Here is a 19,329-nt window from a genome sequence, read left to right on the forward strand (position 1 = left end):
AAGCCCGAAACCCGACTATGACAGAAGCAACCGACACGGACGGCGACGAACGAAACGAATACGGACCATTCCCTGTCGCTAGCGGGCGAACTATCTTCCTAAAACAAGACAGGAAAGTATTTTTCGCTGTCGCCGAAGACGGTATCGCCAGCGAGCAAAAAGTCGAACGAGAGACGGGATTTCACCCGAACGAAATTCGCGGTATCACCCGCAAGCTAGAGCGAGAAGGGCTTTTACTCTCAAAGGGTCGTGACAGCCTCGCTCGCGGCCCGGCTCGGTATTGCTTGTCGAGAGACGGGCGAGAGTACGTGAACGGATAGTAGCGGGAGAATCGAGCCGGTTTCTCGAAGCGTTCGCAGCTATGCGCGCAGACCGCTATCCATGATTTTATAAGGTCTCTCGCGCTACCCTCTCTCGATAGGAGCTAGCCCACTAAACCTTACATGTCATAGTCGGGTTCGGGTGGCTTCTCCTATCATCCCCACTTTCACATCTAGCTGGAAGCTCGTCAAAACGATCGCTGGCAAACCCTCAACTCGATACGAAACGCTTAAGTGGAAAGGGGCATTATTAAGGTGTAAGGGCGGAAGGCCCGAATCCGACTATGACACAGGACAACGGCGCGGATGTCGATGATGAACAGGCCAAAACTATATTCGCGGACGCCCCGCTCGGTTTCGAGGCGATTCGCGGCACGCACACGTTCGAGGAGGTGCTTTTCTCAGAAGCGCATGCTGAACGAACGGTGCCTGTGAATGTGCTGTCGGGAGAGAAAACCCGCCAAATCGCCGGGAGCGTCAAGCGCGCCAAAGCGTTTGTTGCGGATGATCCCCGCCGGGTGGCCGTTCCACAGCTCACCGAAAGGATGATCGAAACGCAGAGCGCACCGTATGTTTCGACTGTCTTTTACAACAGGAAAGTCACGCGGGGGAAGATAGTCGGCAAAGGAGATTACGGGAAGCCCGAATATGCCAACGATGGATACGATCTCGAATGGACCTACCGGGCGGCGGTCCAGTCCGACTATCATGAGGTCGAGCTAGTCGAGGCCGATTACGAGAGTGGTAACGTGACGATTCGAGCGACAATGGCCGACTAGATCTCGCGCGGCTCGGTTCTAAATCGGAGAGACAGGCCGACATGCTTAAGTGTCTATGTCTCCAAGCATGGGCAAGGGCGAAGTGCCCGAACCCGACTATGACAACGAAAGCAAGGAAAGACGGCGGAACCCCGAAAGAATGCTCTATCTGTGGCGAGAGCGCCGAATATCCAGACCCAGCAGCCCCACAAGGGGACTCGCGCGGGTTGTGCGCGATCTGTTGGCGACGAGAGGGCGCACGATGATATGTGCTACCTGACGCGCTCGCCACCGAAGGGCGAAACAAACATACTCAGCCGTGAACAGCGCACAACGACGATCTGAACTGCGATAACCCATACCAACACTATCACAAATGCCATCCACGCAAATAGCACTCATCGACAGCGATACCGACGATAGCGATAGCGACGACACGGCCCCGATCGAGAGCACCGACTACACGACTCTCGCACCGACCGATCAACGGGGCGGTGACGGCTGTTGCCCGTGGTGTCTCTCGTCGGCTGAAACCTTCGAGCACCACGACAACGGGACCGTAGGGTGCAGCCATTGTGGCGCGGCTATCCCCATCGGCGCGGACTGGTATGAACGCGGAGAGAAAATAGTCATCTGAATGGCAACAGCGGTCTCAGTATGTGTGCGAGCGCGGTGATTCTCGAAAGACAAACCGACACATTTTAATGGCAGTGTCTCCAAGCATGGGTAAGGGCAAGGTGCCCGGAACTCCGACTATGACAGACGAAACCCACTCGAACGACGGAAGAAGCGAACACGGTCAACGCGAGCGGCGGGAACCGAGTGACGTGCCCGGCTTCGGGCGCGTCGGTGGGATCGACGACCCCGTGCCCCGTGCGGAATACGGCGACGATCCCGAAGCCGTCGCCGGGGCAGAGGAAGCGCCACCGTTCCCCGATTTCGCTGCCGATCGCGCCAAAATTCGATACTATTCGGTCGAGCGCGAATCTCGGCCCGATGATGGGAAGCACATTCGCATCCGAGACCTGCAGGGCGCTCCTGCGATGTCGATGCTGCTCTCGCTCGTGAACGACGCCAACGCCGACGGCTGGCGGCTCTCAGACTACCATGAGTCGGGCGACGAATTGCTGTTCGTGCCGTTCGAGGACGACGCTCGCGAGCGCTGCGAGGATGGTGATGGGCGATGAGCGAGAGCCAGTCTGACCTCACTACCTACGACGAAGAGAAACCCGAGAGCGCCTGCGCCCGCTACGAAATTTGCGGGAATACGGTGCCCGGCCGAGGACAGATGTGTGGGGAGTGTCTCGACGCGGTTCGCGCCAAAGATCGCGAGCAGTGGAGGGAACGATGACGGGATTCGAGAGGCCGAAATCACGCAGACAGCGTGTGGAGAACGCAGTCGTCCAACTACTAGATGCCGACGAGTACGGCAACAGCCGTCGGTACTTCCAAGCGGGGGATATTGCAGACGGCGGCTCAGAACTCACATCGTCGATGGTCGGGTCCTACCTGCCGGCGTTAGAGGACGAATCACCTCTTCCATCGGGGATCACCGTTGCGCGGCATACGGAACGGAACAATTCGACGGTGTGGGTCGTCAAGCGAGAGGATGAGGGAGGGAGCCAATGAGCACCCGGATCCTCACCGTCGCCCGGCTCGTCAAGGACGAAATCAACGGAATCGAGATCGAGGGCGATGCGTTCGGCAAGCTCCTGGATTCGCTCGGGATCATGCCGAAGATCGAGCAGCGGGGAATCGTTACGAGTGCAAAACCCGGCGACGACGATACGCGAGCATATATCGTCGATAAACACACGGTGCCCGGCATAGACGGGACGACGCAGGTCTATGCCTGCACCTGTCCCGATTTCAAGTTTCATCAGGTGCACGAGCACCGTGACGAGATCCATGACGATCCCGAAGCCGGCTTTGAATCACTCGATCAGTGCAAACACGGCGATGCAGTTGCGTTCGAGGACCGGACGGCCGACGATCGCGATACGGACCAACAGGGCTTCGGAGCGTTCAGCGGCTCAAACGCACAGGACGACTAACATGACGGCAGACCAAACTAAAACCATGACAGCAAACAACGCAGCAGATCACGAAGGCGAACAGAGCGCCGAGAATGAGAACGTCCCCATCAGACACATCCAGACGGTGCGTGTTGGTTGCGATGAAAGGGGTAGGATGCGGTTACAGCTGACCGAGGCGATTCGAGCGGCTGGTCTCGGAGATAGTGATGATGTGATGTTTCGCTACGTACCCGAAGAAGTCGATAATCTCGGTGTCGTGCCGGCGCTCGGCATGGAAGAAAGCGTCACGAGTCCCCGAGACAGCCGCACGTACAGCGTTGACAACGCAGGTGGGAGAAATCGGTTGGAGATTTCAGAAGACGTACTCACCGCTCTCGATATTGACATCGACGCCGTGAAAGCGGGCAACGGCCCGCTGCTCGACGTGTTTGCCGGTGATCGGATGATAGCGTTCGACAAATCCAGCGCAATCGCCGTCCCGACCGACGCTCTCCCAGATGACTACGAGGGTGAGAGTGAGAACGGTGAGGTCGTTTTGCATCAAGCCCAGACGACGACGCCGATGATGCGCTCATGGGGAGTTACAGCAAGGCTCACAGCAGGTATCAGACAGGCCGGAAATGGAGCGGAAGACGACTTAGGTGCCATCAAATACCTCCCCGAGCTTTCGGATGATCTCGGCGACGGTATCGTACCCGCGATCGTGACTCAGTACGGCGACGGGCGAGCGCGGGGAGATGCGTATTCGCTTTCCCGCATCGCTGCGAACAGCGGCAAGAGTTCTAGTCGGGGGTTCGAGGCAACCATCCCCGACGACGTGCTCGACGCGCTCGATCTCTCCACAGACGATTACGAGGACGTTCCCCTCGATGATCGCCCGCCGCTCACGGTCTATGCAGGTGACCGAATCGTCGCGCTGGGACGGCCCGGAGAGCGCGAAGTCGCTGTTAGCCGGGCACAAACGCCCAGCGAACCCGCACCCGGCCTGACGGACATCGACGGGATCGGATCGGAACTCGCCGACCGTCTCGGCGCTGCTGGCTACGAGACAGTCACCGATCTCGCCGACGCCACGCGAGAGGAGCTGCTAGCAATCGACCGTCTCGGCGTGGCCCGTGCCGATCGGATCATGGCCGACGTTACTGCTCGCGAGCAACAACGAGGTGAGGACCGATGAGCGACATCAACGAGGAAATGCCGTGGCTCCCGGCTGATATCGACGAGACGTTCGACCCCCTCGCACACGCCGACGTGGAGATCGACGCCGAGACACCGATCGTCGTCACCCCGCGTGGCGGCGCACGCGAAGTCGGTCGCAGCTGCTATCAGGTTGATACCGAGTTCAGCACTGTCCTCGTCGATTGTGGGCTGAATCAGGGAACCGGCGATTCGTTCCCTGACTTTCGCGGACTCGAACCCGGCAGCGTCGGCGCGGTCTTTCTCACCCACGCTCATATCGACCACTCCGGCGGCCTGCCAGTCCTGGAAGCGCGCGGCCTGCTCGCCGACGACGCACCGATCATCGCCACACCACCCACCATCGAGATCGCCAAAACCCTGCTCGAAGACTCGTTGAAAATCCATCGTCGCGAAAGCCGTCACGCGGGCGAAGAACAGCAATACGTCGAGGCCCACGTCGAGGCCATCTTCGAGCGGTTCGAGCCGGTCGATTACGGCGGTGGCCGCGCCGAAGCCCTCGCTGACATTCCCGACGAAGATCCACTCGTGTTCCAGATGGGCAACGCCGGCCACTTACTCGGCTCGGCGTGGCTCATGCTCCAGACCAACGGTTATCGTACGGTGTTCTCCGGCGATCTCGGCGGACGTGCGCCCCACCTTCCAGATATCACCGCACCGCCGCAGGCCGATCTGCTCGTACTCGAATCCACCTACGGATCGCTCCACAGCCACACCTCGATGAGTGACGCCCAGACGGACCTCTACAACGCTGTCAAGCGTGCAGTGCAATCCGGGGAGCCTGTGCTGATACCCACCTTCGCCGTCGGCCGGGCACAGGTGCTCATGCTGATGTTCGCCAATCGGCTGCATACGCTCTCAGACGACGTTCGAGATCGGGTCCAGCTCGTCGTCGACGGGATGGCCCAGGAAGCCACGGACATCTACCACGAGTTCGCGACGAACGCGAGCTTCATGGACGAATCTATCGTCAACCGCGTCGAGTCTGGGACACCAAAACCGTTCCTGCGCGATGATACTGCCTTCCCCGACACCGACAGTCACCGTCGAGCAATTCTGAGCGATGCAGCCCAGTCGGGCGGGAAAGTCCCGATCATCATTGCACCGTCGGGGATGCTCACTGGCGGCAACTCCCCGCGCTATCTCACCGAGTTTGCCGCTCGCTTCGGCTCCGCGAACATCTTCCTCACGGGCTATCAGGCACAGAACACCACCGGGCGCGTGCTGCAAGACCAGATCAAGGCCGACAAGGACGAACTCACCTACACAGTCACCAGCGAACCGCTCGGCACCGACTGGCCCTCCACGTCGAACATCGTACGAACCACTGTCGAGGAGGAAGGTGCCACCAAACACGTCACCCGCGCGACGATGCCCGCCGACTGGGTGAGCACGATCAACGGGTTGAGCGGCCACGCCGCCCAGTCGGGCCTGCTGGAGTTCGCCCGAACGGTGAGCCCCGAGACGGTTGCGTTGATCCACGGCCCGGAGTACTCCCAAGCCGATCTCGCCACGCATCTCGCCAAAAACGTCGAGAGTCTATCGGAGGCAACGCGCAGCCGAATGCTCACCCCGATCGCCGTCTCGCGGGACATCGACGTTGACACGCCAGCGCTCACGCCCGAGCACTTCGACGGTGACGATCTCTCCGTACCCGAGAAAATCGAAATCATGCAAGAGCAGCTCTCCTCGATGAGCGAAGACCTCGCCGCTGCTCGAAACGATACCAGCCCGTCCGAAGCGGAGATCCGCCGCATCGTTCGCGACGAACTCGAAAACAGCGACAAGACAACCACTAACCCCTGATACCTACTCTGGAGCTATCGATTGTCGTCGACCCATCGGCAGAACGCATCAAACTCTTTTGCCCCTGCGTTCTCGGCAATCTGACGGAGCGTCCCGACCCGAACCCGGTCATGGAGTGGGACCGTCACATGGCGGGTTTCAACGTCAGAACCGTCGGGATGGACCATTCGAGCCGCACGTGGTCGCCACGAACTCGTGTCCGTTCAAAATTGCCCTTGTTGACCAAGACCTTCATCACGTCATAACCGGAGAAATCGCGTGTAACCACACCGAGCCACCTACTTCAGGACCTCGGGGAGATCGCCACCATCCCCGTACTCATCCAGATCAATTCCCCAGTCACGCAGCTCCTCCTCAGTTGGTTCACGCCCATAGTCCTCGTCTTCGACGAGTTTGACTGCTTCATCGAGGTTTTCGAGGGCTTCCTCACGGGAGGGACCCTGCGAGACCGCTTCGGCCTCTTCGTCATAGGCCGTCCACCATCCATCAGGATTCTCGGTCAACCTGATTCGGCGAAGTTTTGCGCTCATGATTGTTCCTCCGGGCGAATCCAAATCGCTTGCCGCGGCCCAGTCTTTTTCTTCCGTATCTCACCAGCATCGGCTAGGTCATCAAGAGCCTGATACACCGACCGTTGGGGCCATCCGAGCGTGTCGGCAAGTTCGCCGGTCGTATATGGCTCTACTGGGTCCATCGCACTATACACATCGTCCGATGAACGGGTTTTTACGAACTGTCCAGCGTTATTTCGGGGTTTTTCCGATTCCCTGTCTTCGGACATGGATATGCCTACGGCCGGTCTCCCTTTAACCTTTGCTCAATAACGCAATCGACGGGTTTATTTCCTTAGCGCTATAACGCATAGGCGGAGACAGACCGGCCCTTCGGGGCGTTTCACGCGGTGCAGGAAACGCCCGCGCGCAGTAACGCGCGGGCTGGCTGTCGTGACGATGGAGGCCAGACAGCCATGACGGAAAACACAACCCAACGGTTTGAATCCGACGCATCGAACGTCAGCCAGCGACCGACCAGCAACGCGGACGCCAAGAGCCACGAGACGGTTCATACGACCGACGACTGGGCGCTCGTCGTTCGGGCGGACGGCGCGGTTGAAGCCCGCACGCACTGGCCCAACGGCGATCTGCAAGCGTTCTCGACCGCTCCCGAGCATGAGGCCCCAAAATCGAGCGCGACCTACCGCTACGGGATGGACATCGAGAGGGTTCTGGCACGCTACACCCACGAAACTCGCTTCGATCGCGACCTGAATGAAGGCGAGCACGGCGCAGCGCTCCGACGCGGGATCATCGAGACACTGTGTGCGCTCGCACCCCCAGCGTTCCCCGACGGCTCCGACGGCCAGCCCGTCGGTATCGTGTTCGTCAACGCTCCCACCGGCCCCTCAACCACGGTTGTCGGTGCAGACGCTTCCACGACCGGCACGTACGCCACTTTCTATCCGTTCGAGGGTGAGAGCCATTGACCGACCCGGAAATTACGCCGGTCGATGAAGCCCGCTGTCCCGAGTGTGGTAACGAGGAGATCGAACGGGTTGAGCACCCACGGCTCCCGCCCGATCACCGGGGACACTGTACCGAGTGTGACCACCGAGCGCACCCGCTCGCGTTTCATCACAGTTGGAAATGGAACCGCATGACTGAGGACGAACGCGAGGAGGCACGCAGGCAGCACGAGCGCTACGTAGATCAGGTGGCCGAGCACCAATACTCGTCGGCCTATCTGGCCGCACAACGAGAGACATAGCCCCATGAGCACCGATCCGTTCGCGGACGCGGACGCCGAGCCAGCGTTTGAGCCGCGCGACGACGAGCACGTCGGGAGCGAAGCCCAGTCAGCCAACGAGAGCGAAGCCGAGACCGATGACTCCGATGCATGGAAAATCCACTGTCGAGAGTGCAGCGAACTCGTGCCCGCGAAACCGTACTGCTACGAGTGCGGCGCTGAGCGTCCGGCAGACGGCGATTACTACGTCGGCGAGGAGGTCGAAGGACAGTGACCGAGACGCCAAACGCCTACCGCAAGTGTGCCCGCGATGGACGAGGAGGCCGAGAGCGATGAATCCTGGCACCCGTTCGCGGTTGTGCCCGGAACATCGCAACGACGGACATTCAACGTCGTGCGTAGCGTGCGTGCAAGCCCGCCGTATCGCCGAGCTAGAGCAGACAGTCGAAGAGCTTTCAGCGCGCGTCGAAGTATTGGACCCCGACGCCAGCGAAGCGGACAGACAGAAACGAAGAATATTGCCATTACCAGCCGGAGAAAGCCCATGATCCCACTCGAAACCCGTGTCCCAAACACCGTATGCCAACAAGCAATCGATCGGCCCGTTTCCGAGCACGTCATCGTCCTCACACTCGCGTACCATGACGGCCGCTACGGCCCCGACGATGTTCGCGAGGCGCTTGCCAAAGCAGTCGAACGAGGCGACGTAGAGCACGTCGACGGAGGCTACCAGCCCGGCGAATGGGACGAGTGGAGCTGTCCGAGAGCACGATGACTGACGGCTCCGAGCAACCGCTTCTCGACGAGGACGTATGCTGTCCCGGCTGCGATACCACCCGACTCTGGATGTATTTCGACGGACCACCCGAAGACGTGGATGCGCTCGCGACCTGTCCCAACTGCGGGACCCACATTCTCGGCTTCGACTCGATCAGCGACGAGCAAACCCAGGAATGGGATCAGTTTCTGAGAGATGTTCATTGGAAGAACTACCCATGAATGGTCCACAGACCGGTGATTCGTCGGTTTCGCCCGGCGAATGCTATTGGGACCCCGAAGAGGACACCGCTTCGGATAGCCCGGGCGAGTTCATGATCGTCGACGAAGAGCTCGCCAAAATCACAAAGGCGGAGGGCGACGAACGTGCGTGAAATGCCATCGCCGGAACGCCAGCCCGAGGTGGCTCTCACCCTCACAACACGGGCGAAGGCTCACCGGCTCTACAACGAGTACGAACTTCGCGATCGCGTTCGCAACGAACGCGGGACGCTCTTTCGCAAAGGCGAGAGCGACGAGTACCACCTCGTCGAGAGCGGCCGCGCGATCGTCGTCGTCATCGAGGACGATGGGGCGCGAACCGTCACCACGCAGATGCACGCGCACCCGGACTATCGCACCGACAATACCTACCAGCAGCTCGGAGAACTCCCATGAGTCCCGATACAATACCACCGGGGACGCCGAACTGTCCGGAGTGCGGAGCATCGCGATGGACCGAGAGCACGGACGGCCTTTCGGCAGGCTTGATGGTCTGTTTGGAGTGTGGCTACCTTCCTCGTGCGTCGGTTCGGGAGGCCATCAATGCGACCGAAGACGCACCGGCCGAGACGTATCAAGTACCCGCGGTCGACCCCGAAACCGGCGACGGGTGGGATGTAGAGGTCGAAGCCGAGTCGCTGCGAGACGCCATGCAGAAGGCAAGCAACCCCCCGGACGCACATGTCGCGTCGTCGTTCGTCCAGAAGCATTTGGAGATCGGAGGCCGAAAGCTACCCGCACGAGTGGTCAACGAACAACTACGGTCTTCTACGTCGGCGCATCCTGGTGTTCTTCGCATCGGTCATGAGGACGGGAATCAAACAGCACAGTGTTGATTCCACACAAAACTTATTACAAATAGCGTTGGACCAACTAGCTGGAGCACTTCCCGCTCCGTGAAATCGGGGACCAGATCGGCCCGCTGCGTGGCATCATCGTTGCGGGAGGAATCTCCCCGAGTTGTCTCTCACAGGCTAGTTCCATAAATCAACTGGCCAATATATAATATTCTTTTGACAACATATTTTCAGGAGGGGAAGTTCGACAAGAGAGTCGCTGATGGGGCCAGAAAAGTTATTCAACGAGACAACTGCACACCCACCCATAGCTATGGAGCACGCTTCATTCGCTATCGGTGAACCAGTCGTTGATCGCGACCAAGACGGTGATCCCAATACAGCGATCATCGTCAACTGCCCGCCTAAAACCGCCGACGAATGGACTGCCTATCGCGATACGACTGTCGCCGACGACAATCCCGGCTATCCCGAGGATGCGCCTGTTGCTGTCGCAGTCTATCGTGACGAACTTGCTGAGTTTGACCCCAACTGGGACGACCGCGATACGCCGTTCTCACTCAGCGATCTCGGTGAGGCCGGTGTCTCACATTACTCGTTTCCTGCGCCACGGCTCAGAAGCATCGAGCAGTCTGAGACTGAAAACGGGCAAAGAGAGCAAAGAGAGCAAAGAGAGCAAAGAGAGCAAAGAACGTATGGAGAAGCCTCTACTGATAGTAGAGATAGTGCGAAAGCGAGCACAAGCGAGGAACTCGTTGTCGATGATGAAAGCAACAGCGATTCACAGACCGAATCTGCGGTCGAACCATCGGCCGCTCTCGTGACGCTCAAAGAAGCGCTTGCAGACCGTGGAGTGGACGCTGACATTGATGCAGACGCAGAAACAGTCACCGCCGAGAAGCTTGGCGTGACCTACCATGTCAAGCCCGAAGGAGTCATCGATGGCGACGGTCCTCACCGCGAGCAGATTGAACGAATTGTCACCGAAATCTAGCTGAGCCAGAAACGACGATCTTGTTGTGAACACGCTCGAATTCGAACTATGAACGTCAGCTACCAGCATTCCAACCCTTACGCTAGCAATGAATCGTTTCTGCTTCGTTTCGATCCTGATAGAAGTCAGACTCAGACCGCGTGCATTCTCGTTGATGCCGGCCAGAACGTCAAGGTTGATGAGTTGCTCGCAGACGACGAGTACCTCACCGCCATCGTCCTTACTCACGCTCATTCAGATCACTACCAGTCGCTCGCGGCGAATCTCCGCGACGGCGCACCGATTTATACCTCCGAGGCGACCGCTCGCATCCTCGAAAGCGTTCTCGACGAAGCCCAGCAACACACCGACAACATCAGCGACACTGAAATCGTCCTCGACGCACTCGAACCGCTCGATGACTGGAGATCACCAGTCAAAGGATTGCGAATCGCACCTGTTCCGGCGGGTCACACACCCGGCGCGGCCGGATTCGTTCTCCAGTTCGAGAGTGACAGTGAGTGGAAGACGATTCTCGCAACCGGCGATTGGACGTGGCAACGGGCGGGAGGCTATCCCGGTTTCGACGCTGCACTTCCTGTCGACATCGAAGCCATGTTCCTCACGGCAGCGACGAACGACGGCTACGAGGGGAGACTCACCGAGTCGGTCAGAACGATCTGCGAGCGCGCCAGCGCCGGGTCGCCCGTACTCGTGAGTGCCAGCGGTCTCACGAGCGTCCAGTACGCCTACCTGCTGGGCCATCTCGCCCGCAAGCTGAGTCAACCGCTTTCGGTCACGCTGGTCGGCCACGCTGCGAAGCTCTACCATGATCTCGATTATGATGTGCCGAACGTCGAGGCAGTCGCAGAGTTCGACGATCCCGACACGGTTCTCGAACCAGAGACGGTGACGATCGCCGGCCCCGAAGTGCCCACTGAGGCGAGTTCCGGTCGGTTGTTCGGCGAGCTGCGCAAGGATCCGAACGCAACGCTTGTACAGGTGGTCGCCGCCGGCAATGCGCTGGTTCCGTCCGCCCAATGTACGACCCACGATTTCGAGGTTGTCGCTCACCCGACCGAAGCCGAGATCGATACGCTGGTCGAAGACCTCGATCCGACACAAGTGATCATCACTCACCAGCACGGACGGACCAGCAGTCGGTACAAGGACCGGTACAGTAGTTATGTGTGGGCAACCGGCGACGAGAGTGTATACACGATCCACGAGGACAATCACTGGGTCGCGCCGCCGTGGATGACAACCGAAGGTATTGCCTATGTCAACCGGAGCAGCGGTGCTAGCGGAAGTACGTGGTTAGGCGAAACGTTCGCCGGCCCCGACGAAGAGATACCACTTCCAGCGTGTGACCGCATCGAGGAAGACGTTGACCTCGCCGCGGAAGGTCTCGATATGGATATCCTAGAGCAGCGTCTTCGTCCGGCAGAGACGGCCAGTAGTGATACATCCGCAGCTGACACGACCACAACGGCGACTGACAGCCGAATGTCGAATGGCGAAACGAAATTTTCGATAAGCGAGGAAGATTCATCGGAAGCGGTCGCCTCAATCACCGCTCGCCTCGATGCCATCGAATCGCAACTGGAAGGAACGACCTACACTGCGCGGGTGGTTGATGCTGGCGACGATATCACTCTTCTGCGCGTTCTCGGCGACGTCAATAGAAAGCACGGCCAGACCGTCGAAGTGACGATACGAAACGGTGGGGAGGACGGCACACAGCCTTCAGAGTGACCAGACGAAAAGAAGAGGAAACACCATACAAATTTATTGCACCTTGGCCGGAAATTATAGCAATGACTCACCAAACAACCGCCGTCGCACTCGTGCTCGCGGGAATGCTCATCGTCGCAGGATGCAGCGCCGCCCCTAATGAAGGTGCGAATACATCGCCGGCCACAGCAGCAACCAGCGAGACAGGTGTCGTCAGCCCGACCGCAATGGACACAGCATCGCCAACTGGGACAGCTACACAGACACGGACACAAACAAGAACATCTACCGCTACACCTACTCCGACTCCAACAGCAACGGCGACCCCGACGCCCACACCTACGGCAACGGCGACACCTACAGCAACAGCGACCCCGACGCCCACACCTACAGCAACAGCGACACCTACAGCAACAGCGACCCCAACTCCGGAGCCGAAACGTGGACCAGACGAGGGCACTGAGTGGCAGGTCACCGTCACGCGCGTCATCGACGGCGACACGATGGAAGTACGCTTCCCGAACGGTGAAACCGACACTCTCCGGCTACTGGGAGTCGATACGCCGGAAACCACGCTGAGTCGAACTGATCCTGCCGAGTTTGAAGGAATACCTGAGACTTCCGCCGGAAAGGATCACCTCTACGAGTGGGGCGGGAAGGCGAAAACGTTCGCCACGAACCGCCTCGACGGGAAGACTGTACGCGTGGCGGTCGATCCAGAGGCCGACAGGCGCGGGTACTACGGGCGATTGCTCACGTACATCTACGTCGACGGCGAAAATTTCAACAAGCAACTGCTCACGGAGGGGTACGCACGGATGTACGATTCAACCTTCAGCAAGCGCGATGCTTTCAGCGAGGCCGAAGCCAATGCACAGTCGAACGACGTCGGCCTATGGGCGTTCGAGGGTGGACAGACCGCAACGCCGACACCGACCGCCACGCCGACGCCCGAGAAGGGTGGAGGGGACGGAGGTGGGGCGACACCGACGCCGCCCGCCGACGGTGATTACGACTGCTCGCATTTCGACAGTCAGAGCCAAGCGCAGAAAGTCTACGATGGAAGCCAAGACGACGAATATCGGCTCGATGCCGATGATGATGGCGAAGCGTGCGAATCACTTTCCTGATAACGGGGAGAGGCTATTCGGTGGGTTCGCCAGTATCGACCGGCACGCGAGTGAAGCCGAGGGTGGCAAAGTCGCTATCGAACGCGAATATACATTCGACAGCACGCTCGTCAGCGAGTACCCCCGTAAGATGGTCCACGAGCGTTATTTCGTGGTCGTCGTAGCGGTCGAACTCATCACGCGCATCCGCGAACGCCACCCGATCCGCCTGAACGACATTGAAACTCCCCGCAGCGAGAATGTCTCCGAGTGCCCGCGTGGCGGTTGTGTGATCGACCTTGTATAGCAACAGCGTTGCGAGTTCCGCAAGCACGAATCGGGTGGTATACAGCGGAGAGTAGGCAAGGTCGCCCGTGCGGATCGCCTGAAAAATCGCGCGGGCTGTCTTGTGGTGCTCGTCGCGTTCGTTGTAGTACGCAAAGAACGCCCCGGTGTCGATGAACAGTGGTTCGGCGCGTGCGTCGGCAGCGCTCGTGGATCTGGACTCGTGACCAGTATCGGTGCCGGCGCTATTCATTCGCCAGCGCGTCGGCGAGATATTCGTCTGTCCGCGTGGCGTCCGTCGGTTCAGCCGACGATCCGGGCTTGGTGTCCCAGAATCGGTCATCGGAATCAACGCCGGTCATAGTGCGTTCGTCGTCATCAAGCCACCACACGGCTACCGCACCAATCTTCTTACGGTGTACTCGCCCGGCCTCCGCGAGCTTCCGGAGACGCTGGTCGGCACTCTGACGGGCTACACCGAGGTGGTCGGCAACCTCGCTTGTCCCTGCTGGGTCGTTCTCACGGACGGCATCGAGCACGTCCGCATCGGTGTGGTCCGAGGCGTAGCGTCCGCGCTCATCACGTTCGGCCATACAGCGTCATATATGCCCCGCACTGATAAATCCACCTGCTACAGTGGCAACCCGGCAAACTTATCCCATATGCTACTGTAGCAATTGGCAGAGGCAGACCGGTCCCTCCGGGGCGTTCTCGACCGAGAGAATGCCCGCGCGTTGGAGCGCGCGGGCTGGCTGTCTTGCAAGGGCTAACAGCCATGAGCACTACACCCCTATGCGACCAAAACGGTGTCGCACCGATAGCGAAAGCAACCCTAACCGGTAGCGGTGGTGGGCAGCGATGAGCGGCGAGTTCTGCCCGAACTGTGGATCGGGATTCTACGGCTACTTTTCCCGGTATCACGGCGAGTACTGTCCGCAGTGTGGACGCGGAGGGAATCAATGAGCGCCGAAGCGTGCTATACGATCGCCGTTCCTATTGAGCGTGCGGTTACTGGAGTGACGATCAGCGACGGCGAACACGCGCTCTGTGGATACTGTGGGCGGTCGATTGGCGAAGGATCGCCGGTTGGTATCTATGCATACTCGATGTCCGACGAACGCGATGTCACGGTCGCGCGGATCAACTGCAATGACTGTGCGACCGAGACAATAACCCACCCGACGCTTGGTGGCACCGAGTGGCTGATGCGTGGGACGCTCGCGCTGCAAAGCGATGTCGCACATCAGTCGTGTCAGCTCGTCTTCGTACCCAACGAAGGTGTCGTTAGTATGTCGCCGCCAACTGACGGTTCGAACGTTGTAGCAGAAGAACAGATGGAGGCATCAATGTACTGCCAGCAACAGTAGAATATTGCGAGTAGAATAGGTCATATAGACGGCTGAGAGCGATTATCGTTCTCGAAGCGTCATCGGCAATCCATTCTGCGTTTTCGTCGTCATCTCTGGTTCAATAGCGATGTCTGTCTCGTCACCATTCCATTCGAGATCGAACTGCTGGCCGATCGTCGCGAGCGCGAGCGTTGCTTCAAGTCGGGCGAACTCTCTCCCGATGCATGTCCGTCGTCCACCTCCGAACGGAATGAAGGCATGATCGTCTAACTCCTCCTGGTATCCATCGGTCCAGCGATCAGGGTAGAACTCCAGCGGAGCATCATAGTATCGCTCGTCACGGTGGACCGAAATTACCGAGAGATGAACCTGCTCATCGGATGGAAGTCGATAGCGTCCGACGTCCACCTCTCGCGTCGTCTGGCGGGGGATCGTATGGATCGGAGGGTAGAGCCGAAGCGTCTCGGTGACGATCCGGTTAGTGAGATCGAGACGGCTTATATCATCCCGTGTCGGTGCCCTTCCGTCGAGCACCGCGTCGAGTTCCTCGTGGAACGCGGCGCGGACATCGGGTTCGGTCGCCAGCGAATACAAAGCGAACGCGATAGCAGATGCAGTTGTCTCATACCCAGCGAATATCATCGTCAGCATCTGGTCTTCGATTTCTTCGGGACTTAGATGCTCATCGCCTGTCGCCTCGGCTGCCTCAGACAGTTTCGAGAGCAGCGTTTCACTCTCAGAACCATCTAACTGGCTCTCGGAAGCGGATTGCTCTACTTGATCGGCGAGCGTTACCGTCCCCGATTTATCTGCATATTCGTATTCCGCAAGCAACCGGCGAATTTCGACTCGCAACCGTGATTCCGAGTTGCTGAATTCGTGACGGGATGGCGTTGGTATCCAGTGAGGGAGCAGCCAGGAAGTTGGAACGAACCATTTGTTGAGGCCATCTGACGCATCGCGTAGATCGTCACCTTCGCCCGGGGCCAAATCACGACCGAACAACGTTGCGAATAGAATCTCGATCGTGAGATCCTGCATTTCAGATTCAATATCCAAACGCTCACCGTCGTTCCACGTTGCGAGTCGGCGCTGAGTCGCAGCAACCATGTCGCCCGCATAGCCGCTCACCCGCTCGGGGTGAAAGAGCGGTTGGAGAATACCACGTTGACGACTCCACTGCTCGCCTTCAGTAGACAACACTCCGTTTCCGAACACGCGATTGAAATCGTCCGTCTTACCGAACGCGTCGACATCCGTAACGAGCGCCTGCTCTAGATACTCCGCTCCCGCGAGAACATACACATCTGTACCCGGCAGTTCCATGCAGTAGACGTCGCCACATTCGCTCGTAGCGCGATCAACAAACCCGAACGGATCATCACCGAAATCAATCGTGTGGCCGATGACAGGATAGCCTTCAGGCGAAGGCGGCAGCTGTGTATTACTACTCATCGGCTAGACCACGTCGATGGAATCCTAAAAGGCACTTCAAAGAGGGCCAGAGGAAACCATCAGATAAATCCATAGATCACGGGTACAACGACACGGAATATGTCCACACAAGTACATCCCTTATCTGGCAGACATCTCGATATCCAAGAGGTCATAAGTGGTATAATTGATACAAAGAGATTGGACATTCTACGCGCAGCGAATGACTGCTCGCTGCCAGCCAGCCAAGATGATATTGCTTCCCGCGCAGAAACGTCGCGAAAGACAACCGAAAAGCATCTCGTGGAGCTTCGAAAGCACGGGATCACCAAGACCTATCGGGAGAATATCGAACCAACTGCTGGTGGTCAGATGCTCTTAGAAGCGCTACAAAAGTGTTTCACAGAAATTCCCATCACAAGAACTGAATTCGCGAAGTTGACTCGAACCGAGACTGCGCTCACAATTCTATCAAACTTGAATACTGAATACCAGAGCATAGGGGAAATTCAGGGGAAGGCATCTGTATCAGCCACTAATCAGACTGTTAAGCGCCAACTCAAGTGGTTCGATGAATCGGACCACGATCTAGCAGATGAGAGAGGCCACACGTACCGACTCACCAACGCTGGTGAAAAGACGCTCCTCGCTTACGATGATTTGTCAATCTCCATCGAACAGATCATCGAGAAGGCAGAATGGTTCCAACGTCTTCCATTAGAAAATGCAACTGTTCCAGTCAAGGAACTCGCTGATGCAACCGTTATCACATCGGATACAGCCAGTCCCTCGAACGTGCTCGGGGCTGCTCTCAAGCTTTGCGACCTACGGGTGAGCCAGTTCCGATGTATCTGCTCGATCTATAATCCGGTTCTGTTCTTTGCGTACAAAACAATGCTCGATTTTGGCGTCGAGGCCGAGGCCATCCTTGACTGGCAAAGTTTTGTCAAAGCAGATCAAGATACGACCGATTTTGCTACTCATCCGAGGTATGAACACTATCAGCCACTCTATCTCGAAGATTCTCACACGCTTGGCATCGGCATATATGACGACCGAAAAGTTGCGGTTGGCGCGTACAACGAACAGGGAGAGGGAAAGCACATCGCCATGATCGTGAGCGAAAATCCGAAAATTATCGAATGGGCCGAGAATATATATGAATCGTATCGAGATATGGCCTACTGTCCAGAGGAAAACCCACCAGATATTGATGGTGGCTTCGATGGACGACACTGGTAATCGCACACTTATTCACTGAGTGATATAAGCAGCGTAAACTCGGATAAATTCCAAGACAATTTCTTTCACGACACATACTGTTTCGGAATCCGAAGGGGCGTTACGATAAGTACACCCCTGCCTCACGATGGGTAGAGTCAAAGCGAATGAAACGGGGCAGACTGAGATCGGATGTGGGTGCATTTGTCCACATGCAGAACACTCCGCTATTCAGAGGAGTCCATATCAGCGACGAACTCCTCGGATTCGGCGTCCGAGTCGTGCAGATAGCGTCTTCCGAGATCGGTAATCAAGTAATAGCCTCGCACCCTGCCTTCATAGGGTTGCTTGACGAGCCCGTGATTACTGAGGTCCTCCCGCAGCCGGCGGGCAACCTGACTACTCGATGGAGCATTGATACCATGTTCTTCCTCAAGAGCGAGTGTGATCGCCGTGGGAGGGAGAGCGATTCCCTGCTGATCGAGAAGTTCGAGAACAAGATGATCGACTCGCGTCATCCACGACACCACAGGGGGCATTGAATCGGTGTAGGCTTAGGACGAGGGTTAATACCAGCGGCTTGTATGCAAATCATTCCCATTACCAGCATATGCTCTCACAATATTATATGCACTTTTGATGGCATAGGTTTATTGCTCTTGATCCCAAACGAGGCTGTTGTCAGAGGTTTCACGATGCACAAAACCCCGCTCAATCGGCGCAAGCGATGTCAGCAAGCGTCGAGTAGCGGGTGCAGGGCGGACGCTCGGCTCACGAGCGTATCGTGTCAGCGCGGGAATCAACATCGCAACCTGAGTGACTGGAACTCACTCGGTATCGGCACCCACGCTGACTGTCTCTGGCAACATCGGATTGCTGACCATTTCAGCTGTGAACAATCCAATGTCCCAAAGCAAGACCACCTATGGTGCCGAATTACCTAAGGGCACCGCACGTTCGCGCCGCGCAGAACATGACAACCAAACAGAAACCGCCGACGACAGCGACACGGTAGAACCAGCCTGTCGCACGCGCAAAGTTGGTCGCGGGGTCGACCGGCGTGAGTGGCGTGAAATGCCCTACGACGGCCGTACCCGCACGTTTTACGACCCGTGTGAATGGCCCGAGTGTTACCCCGACGGCCCTCCCGACGACGAAACCGAGACGGTCATACGGAGTTGTCGCAAGCCCACGAGCTATCATCGCCCACGAGAGGACGGTGAGCCATGCGAATACGAGGCCGACGCTCCTGAAACTAACACGGACAGCACTCACATCTCACGAGATGCCATCGAGCCGATCGGAGCGATCAGCTTACTCACGGACCTCCAAGAAGGCCACCGGGTCATCTGGGAGAGTCGAACATATCCTCTACGCGTCACCGCAACCGCAAGCAAACTAGACGGAACGATCGGCCTTTGTGGTCCCAGTGGCGGTGAATACCAGATCGAGGGGCGGCCGGAGTACCGCCAACCGTACTATCTCTCCGGATACGGCTATCTGAGCGAGATCATTCGCGTCCGTGCGAG

Annotated in this window: 26 protein-coding genes; 22 read left to right on the forward strand and 4 right to left on the reverse strand. The window is 58.1% G+C overall.

What is annotated here, in order from left to right; all coding sequences use genetic code 11:
• Nucleotides 1-604 precede the first annotated feature (604 nt).
• From MUK72_RS17890 to MUK72_RS17925, 8 genes are all read left to right on the forward strand, one after another.
• Nucleotides 605-1,099: a DUF8025 family protein gene (locus MUK72_RS17890; RefSeq protein WP_244706512.1), complete on the forward strand. Its 495-nt coding sequence runs from the start codon at nucleotides 605-607 to the stop codon at nucleotides 1,097-1,099.
• Nucleotides 1,100-1,454: 355 nt separating this feature from the next.
• Nucleotides 1,455-1,715, forward strand: coding sequence for a hypothetical protein (locus MUK72_RS17895; protein WP_244706514.1), 261 nt, complete (start codon nucleotides 1,455-1,457; stop codon nucleotides 1,713-1,715).
• Nucleotides 1,716-1,833: 118 nt separating this feature from the next.
• The gene (locus tag MUK72_RS17900) at nucleotides 1,834-2,265 is read left to right on the forward strand and encodes a hypothetical protein (RefSeq protein WP_244706516.1); all 432 of its coding nucleotides are present in this window, start codon (nucleotides 1,834-1,836) and stop codon (nucleotides 2,263-2,265) included.
• Nucleotides 2,262-2,429: a hypothetical protein gene (locus MUK72_RS17905; RefSeq protein ID WP_244706518.1), complete on the forward strand. Its 168-nt coding sequence runs from the start codon at nucleotides 2,262-2,264 to the stop codon at nucleotides 2,427-2,429. The genes MUK72_RS17900 and MUK72_RS17905 overlap by 4 nt, the downstream gene beginning before the upstream one ends.
• Before the next feature lie 35 nt (nucleotides 2,430-2,464).
• Entirely contained in the window at nucleotides 2,465-2,707 is a 243-nt protein-coding gene (locus MUK72_RS17910; protein WP_244706520.1) for a hypothetical protein, read from the forward strand.
• Nucleotides 2,704-3,132, forward strand: a complete 429-nt coding sequence (locus MUK72_RS17915) for a hypothetical protein (protein ID WP_244706522.1) — start codon at nucleotides 2,704-2,706, stop codon at nucleotides 3,130-3,132. Before MUK72_RS17910 ends, MUK72_RS17915 begins: the two co-directional genes overlap by 4 nt.
• Before the next feature lie 196 nt (nucleotides 3,133-3,328).
• On the forward strand, nucleotides 3,329-4,291 hold the full coding sequence (locus MUK72_RS17920) for a helix-hairpin-helix domain-containing protein (protein ID WP_244706524.1): 963 nt from the start codon (nucleotides 3,329-3,331) through the stop codon (nucleotides 4,289-4,291).
• On the forward strand, nucleotides 4,288-6,117 hold the full coding sequence (locus tag MUK72_RS17925; RefSeq protein ID WP_244706526.1) for an MBL fold metallo-hydrolase: 1,830 nt from the start codon (nucleotides 4,288-4,290) through the stop codon (nucleotides 6,115-6,117). Before MUK72_RS17920 ends, MUK72_RS17925 begins: the two co-directional genes overlap by 4 nt.
• 278 nt (nucleotides 6,118-6,395) lie before the next feature.
• Here the strand turns inward: MUK72_RS17925 and MUK72_RS17935 are convergent, their stop codons facing one another.
• Entirely contained in the window at nucleotides 6,396-6,647 is a 252-nt protein-coding gene (locus MUK72_RS17935; protein WP_244706529.1) for a type II toxin-antitoxin system HicB family antitoxin, read from the reverse strand.
• A 437-nt stretch (nucleotides 6,648-7,084) separates the two neighbouring features.
• Here MUK72_RS17935 and MUK72_RS17940 point away from each other — a divergent pair, with 437 nt between their 5' ends.
• The 11 genes from MUK72_RS17940 to MUK72_RS17990 all read left to right on the forward strand — a co-directional run bounded on the left by MUK72_RS17940 (nucleotide 7,085) and on the right by MUK72_RS17990 (nucleotide 13,532).
• Nucleotides 7,085-7,600, forward strand: coding sequence for a hypothetical protein (locus MUK72_RS17940; RefSeq protein ID WP_244706531.1), 516 nt, complete (start codon nucleotides 7,085-7,087; stop codon nucleotides 7,598-7,600).
• The gene (locus tag MUK72_RS17945) at nucleotides 7,597-7,881 is read left to right on the forward strand and encodes an HMG-box domain-containing protein (protein ID WP_244706533.1); all 285 of its coding nucleotides are present in this window, start codon (nucleotides 7,597-7,599) and stop codon (nucleotides 7,879-7,881) included. Before MUK72_RS17940 ends, MUK72_RS17945 begins: the two co-directional genes overlap by 4 nt.
• Nucleotides 7,882-7,885: 4 nt before the next feature.
• Entirely contained in the window at nucleotides 7,886-8,134 is a 249-nt protein-coding gene (locus tag MUK72_RS17950) for a hypothetical protein (protein WP_244706535.1), read from the forward strand.
• A 270-nt stretch (nucleotides 8,135-8,404) separates the two neighbouring features.
• Nucleotides 8,405-8,635, forward strand: a complete 231-nt coding sequence (locus MUK72_RS17955) for a hypothetical protein (RefSeq protein ID WP_244706537.1) — start codon at nucleotides 8,405-8,407, stop codon at nucleotides 8,633-8,635.
• On the forward strand, nucleotides 8,602-8,859 hold the full coding sequence (locus tag MUK72_RS17960; protein ID WP_244706539.1) for a paraquat-inducible protein A: 258 nt from the start codon (nucleotides 8,602-8,604) through the stop codon (nucleotides 8,857-8,859). The genes MUK72_RS17955 and MUK72_RS17960 overlap by 34 nt, the downstream gene beginning before the upstream one ends.
• Nucleotides 8,856-9,011, forward strand: a complete 156-nt coding sequence (locus MUK72_RS17965; protein ID WP_244706541.1) for a hypothetical protein — start codon at nucleotides 8,856-8,858, stop codon at nucleotides 9,009-9,011. Before MUK72_RS17960 ends, MUK72_RS17965 begins: the two co-directional genes overlap by 4 nt.
• Nucleotides 9,004-9,294 (forward strand): hypothetical protein, encoded by a 291-nt coding sequence (locus tag MUK72_RS17970; protein ID WP_244706543.1) that lies wholly within the window; start codon nucleotides 9,004-9,006, stop codon nucleotides 9,292-9,294. The genes MUK72_RS17965 and MUK72_RS17970 overlap by 8 nt, the downstream gene beginning before the upstream one ends.
• Nucleotides 9,291-9,734: a hypothetical protein gene (locus MUK72_RS17975; protein ID WP_244706545.1), complete on the forward strand. Its 444-nt coding sequence runs from the start codon at nucleotides 9,291-9,293 to the stop codon at nucleotides 9,732-9,734. The genes MUK72_RS17970 and MUK72_RS17975 overlap by 4 nt, the downstream gene beginning before the upstream one ends.
• Nucleotides 9,735-10,008: 274 nt before the next feature.
• The gene (locus MUK72_RS17980; protein WP_244706547.1) at nucleotides 10,009-10,689 is read left to right on the forward strand and encodes a hypothetical protein; all 681 of its coding nucleotides are present in this window, start codon (nucleotides 10,009-10,011) and stop codon (nucleotides 10,687-10,689) included.
• A 48-nt stretch (nucleotides 10,690-10,737) separates the two neighbouring features.
• Nucleotides 10,738-12,423, forward strand: coding sequence for an MBL fold metallo-hydrolase (locus tag MUK72_RS17985; RefSeq protein WP_244706549.1), 1,686 nt, complete (start codon nucleotides 10,738-10,740; stop codon nucleotides 12,421-12,423).
• A 62-nt stretch (nucleotides 12,424-12,485) separates the two neighbouring features.
• Nucleotides 12,486-13,532, forward strand: a complete 1,047-nt coding sequence (locus MUK72_RS17990; protein ID WP_244706551.1) for a thermonuclease family protein — start codon at nucleotides 12,486-12,488, stop codon at nucleotides 13,530-13,532.
• Between the two features lie 13 nt (nucleotides 13,533-13,545).
• On the opposite strand, the gene MUK72_RS17995 is transcribed toward MUK72_RS17990, so the two are convergent.
• Both MUK72_RS17995 and MUK72_RS18000 read right to left on the reverse strand, forming a co-directional pair.
• Entirely contained in the window at nucleotides 13,546-14,049 is a 504-nt protein-coding gene (locus MUK72_RS17995) for a type II toxin-antitoxin system VapC family toxin (RefSeq protein ID WP_244706553.1), read from the reverse strand.
• Nucleotides 14,042-14,389, reverse strand: coding sequence for a winged helix-turn-helix domain-containing protein (locus MUK72_RS18000; protein ID WP_244706555.1), 348 nt, complete (start codon nucleotides 14,387-14,389; stop codon nucleotides 14,042-14,044). The genes MUK72_RS17995 and MUK72_RS18000 overlap by 8 nt, the downstream gene beginning before the upstream one ends.
• 366 nt (nucleotides 14,390-14,755) lie before the next feature.
• Here MUK72_RS18000 and MUK72_RS18005 point away from each other — a divergent pair, with 366 nt between their 5' ends.
• Nucleotides 14,756-15,163: a DUF8112 family protein gene (locus MUK72_RS18005; RefSeq protein WP_244706558.1), complete on the forward strand. Its 408-nt coding sequence runs from the start codon at nucleotides 14,756-14,758 to the stop codon at nucleotides 15,161-15,163.
• Nucleotides 15,164-15,205: 42 nt separating this feature from the next.
• Here MUK72_RS18005 and MUK72_RS18010 read toward each other — a convergent pair whose 3' ends face one another.
• On the reverse strand, nucleotides 15,206-16,600 hold the full coding sequence (locus tag MUK72_RS18010) for a cytochrome P450 (protein WP_244706560.1): 1,395 nt from the start codon (nucleotides 16,598-16,600) through the stop codon (nucleotides 15,206-15,208).
• Between the two features lie 99 nt (nucleotides 16,601-16,699).
• Between MUK72_RS18010 and MUK72_RS18015 the strand changes: the two genes are divergently transcribed.
• Together MUK72_RS18015 and MUK72_RS18020 are read left to right on the forward strand one after the other, a co-directional pair.
• Nucleotides 16,700-17,821, forward strand: coding sequence for a transcriptional regulator FilR1 domain-containing protein (locus MUK72_RS18015; protein ID WP_244706562.1), 1,122 nt, complete (start codon nucleotides 16,700-16,702; stop codon nucleotides 17,819-17,821).
• Between the two features lie 191 nt (nucleotides 17,822-18,012).
• Entirely contained in the window at nucleotides 18,013-18,342 is a 330-nt protein-coding gene (locus tag MUK72_RS18020) for a hypothetical protein (protein ID WP_244706564.1), read from the forward strand.
• The last annotated feature ends 987 nt before the right edge of the window (nucleotides 18,343-19,329 follow it).

The sequence above is a fragment of the Halococcus dombrowskii genome, from assembly GCF_022870485.1.
GTDB classification, from domain to species: domain Archaea; phylum Halobacteriota; class Halobacteria; order Halobacteriales; family Halococcaceae; genus Halococcus; species Halococcus morrhuae.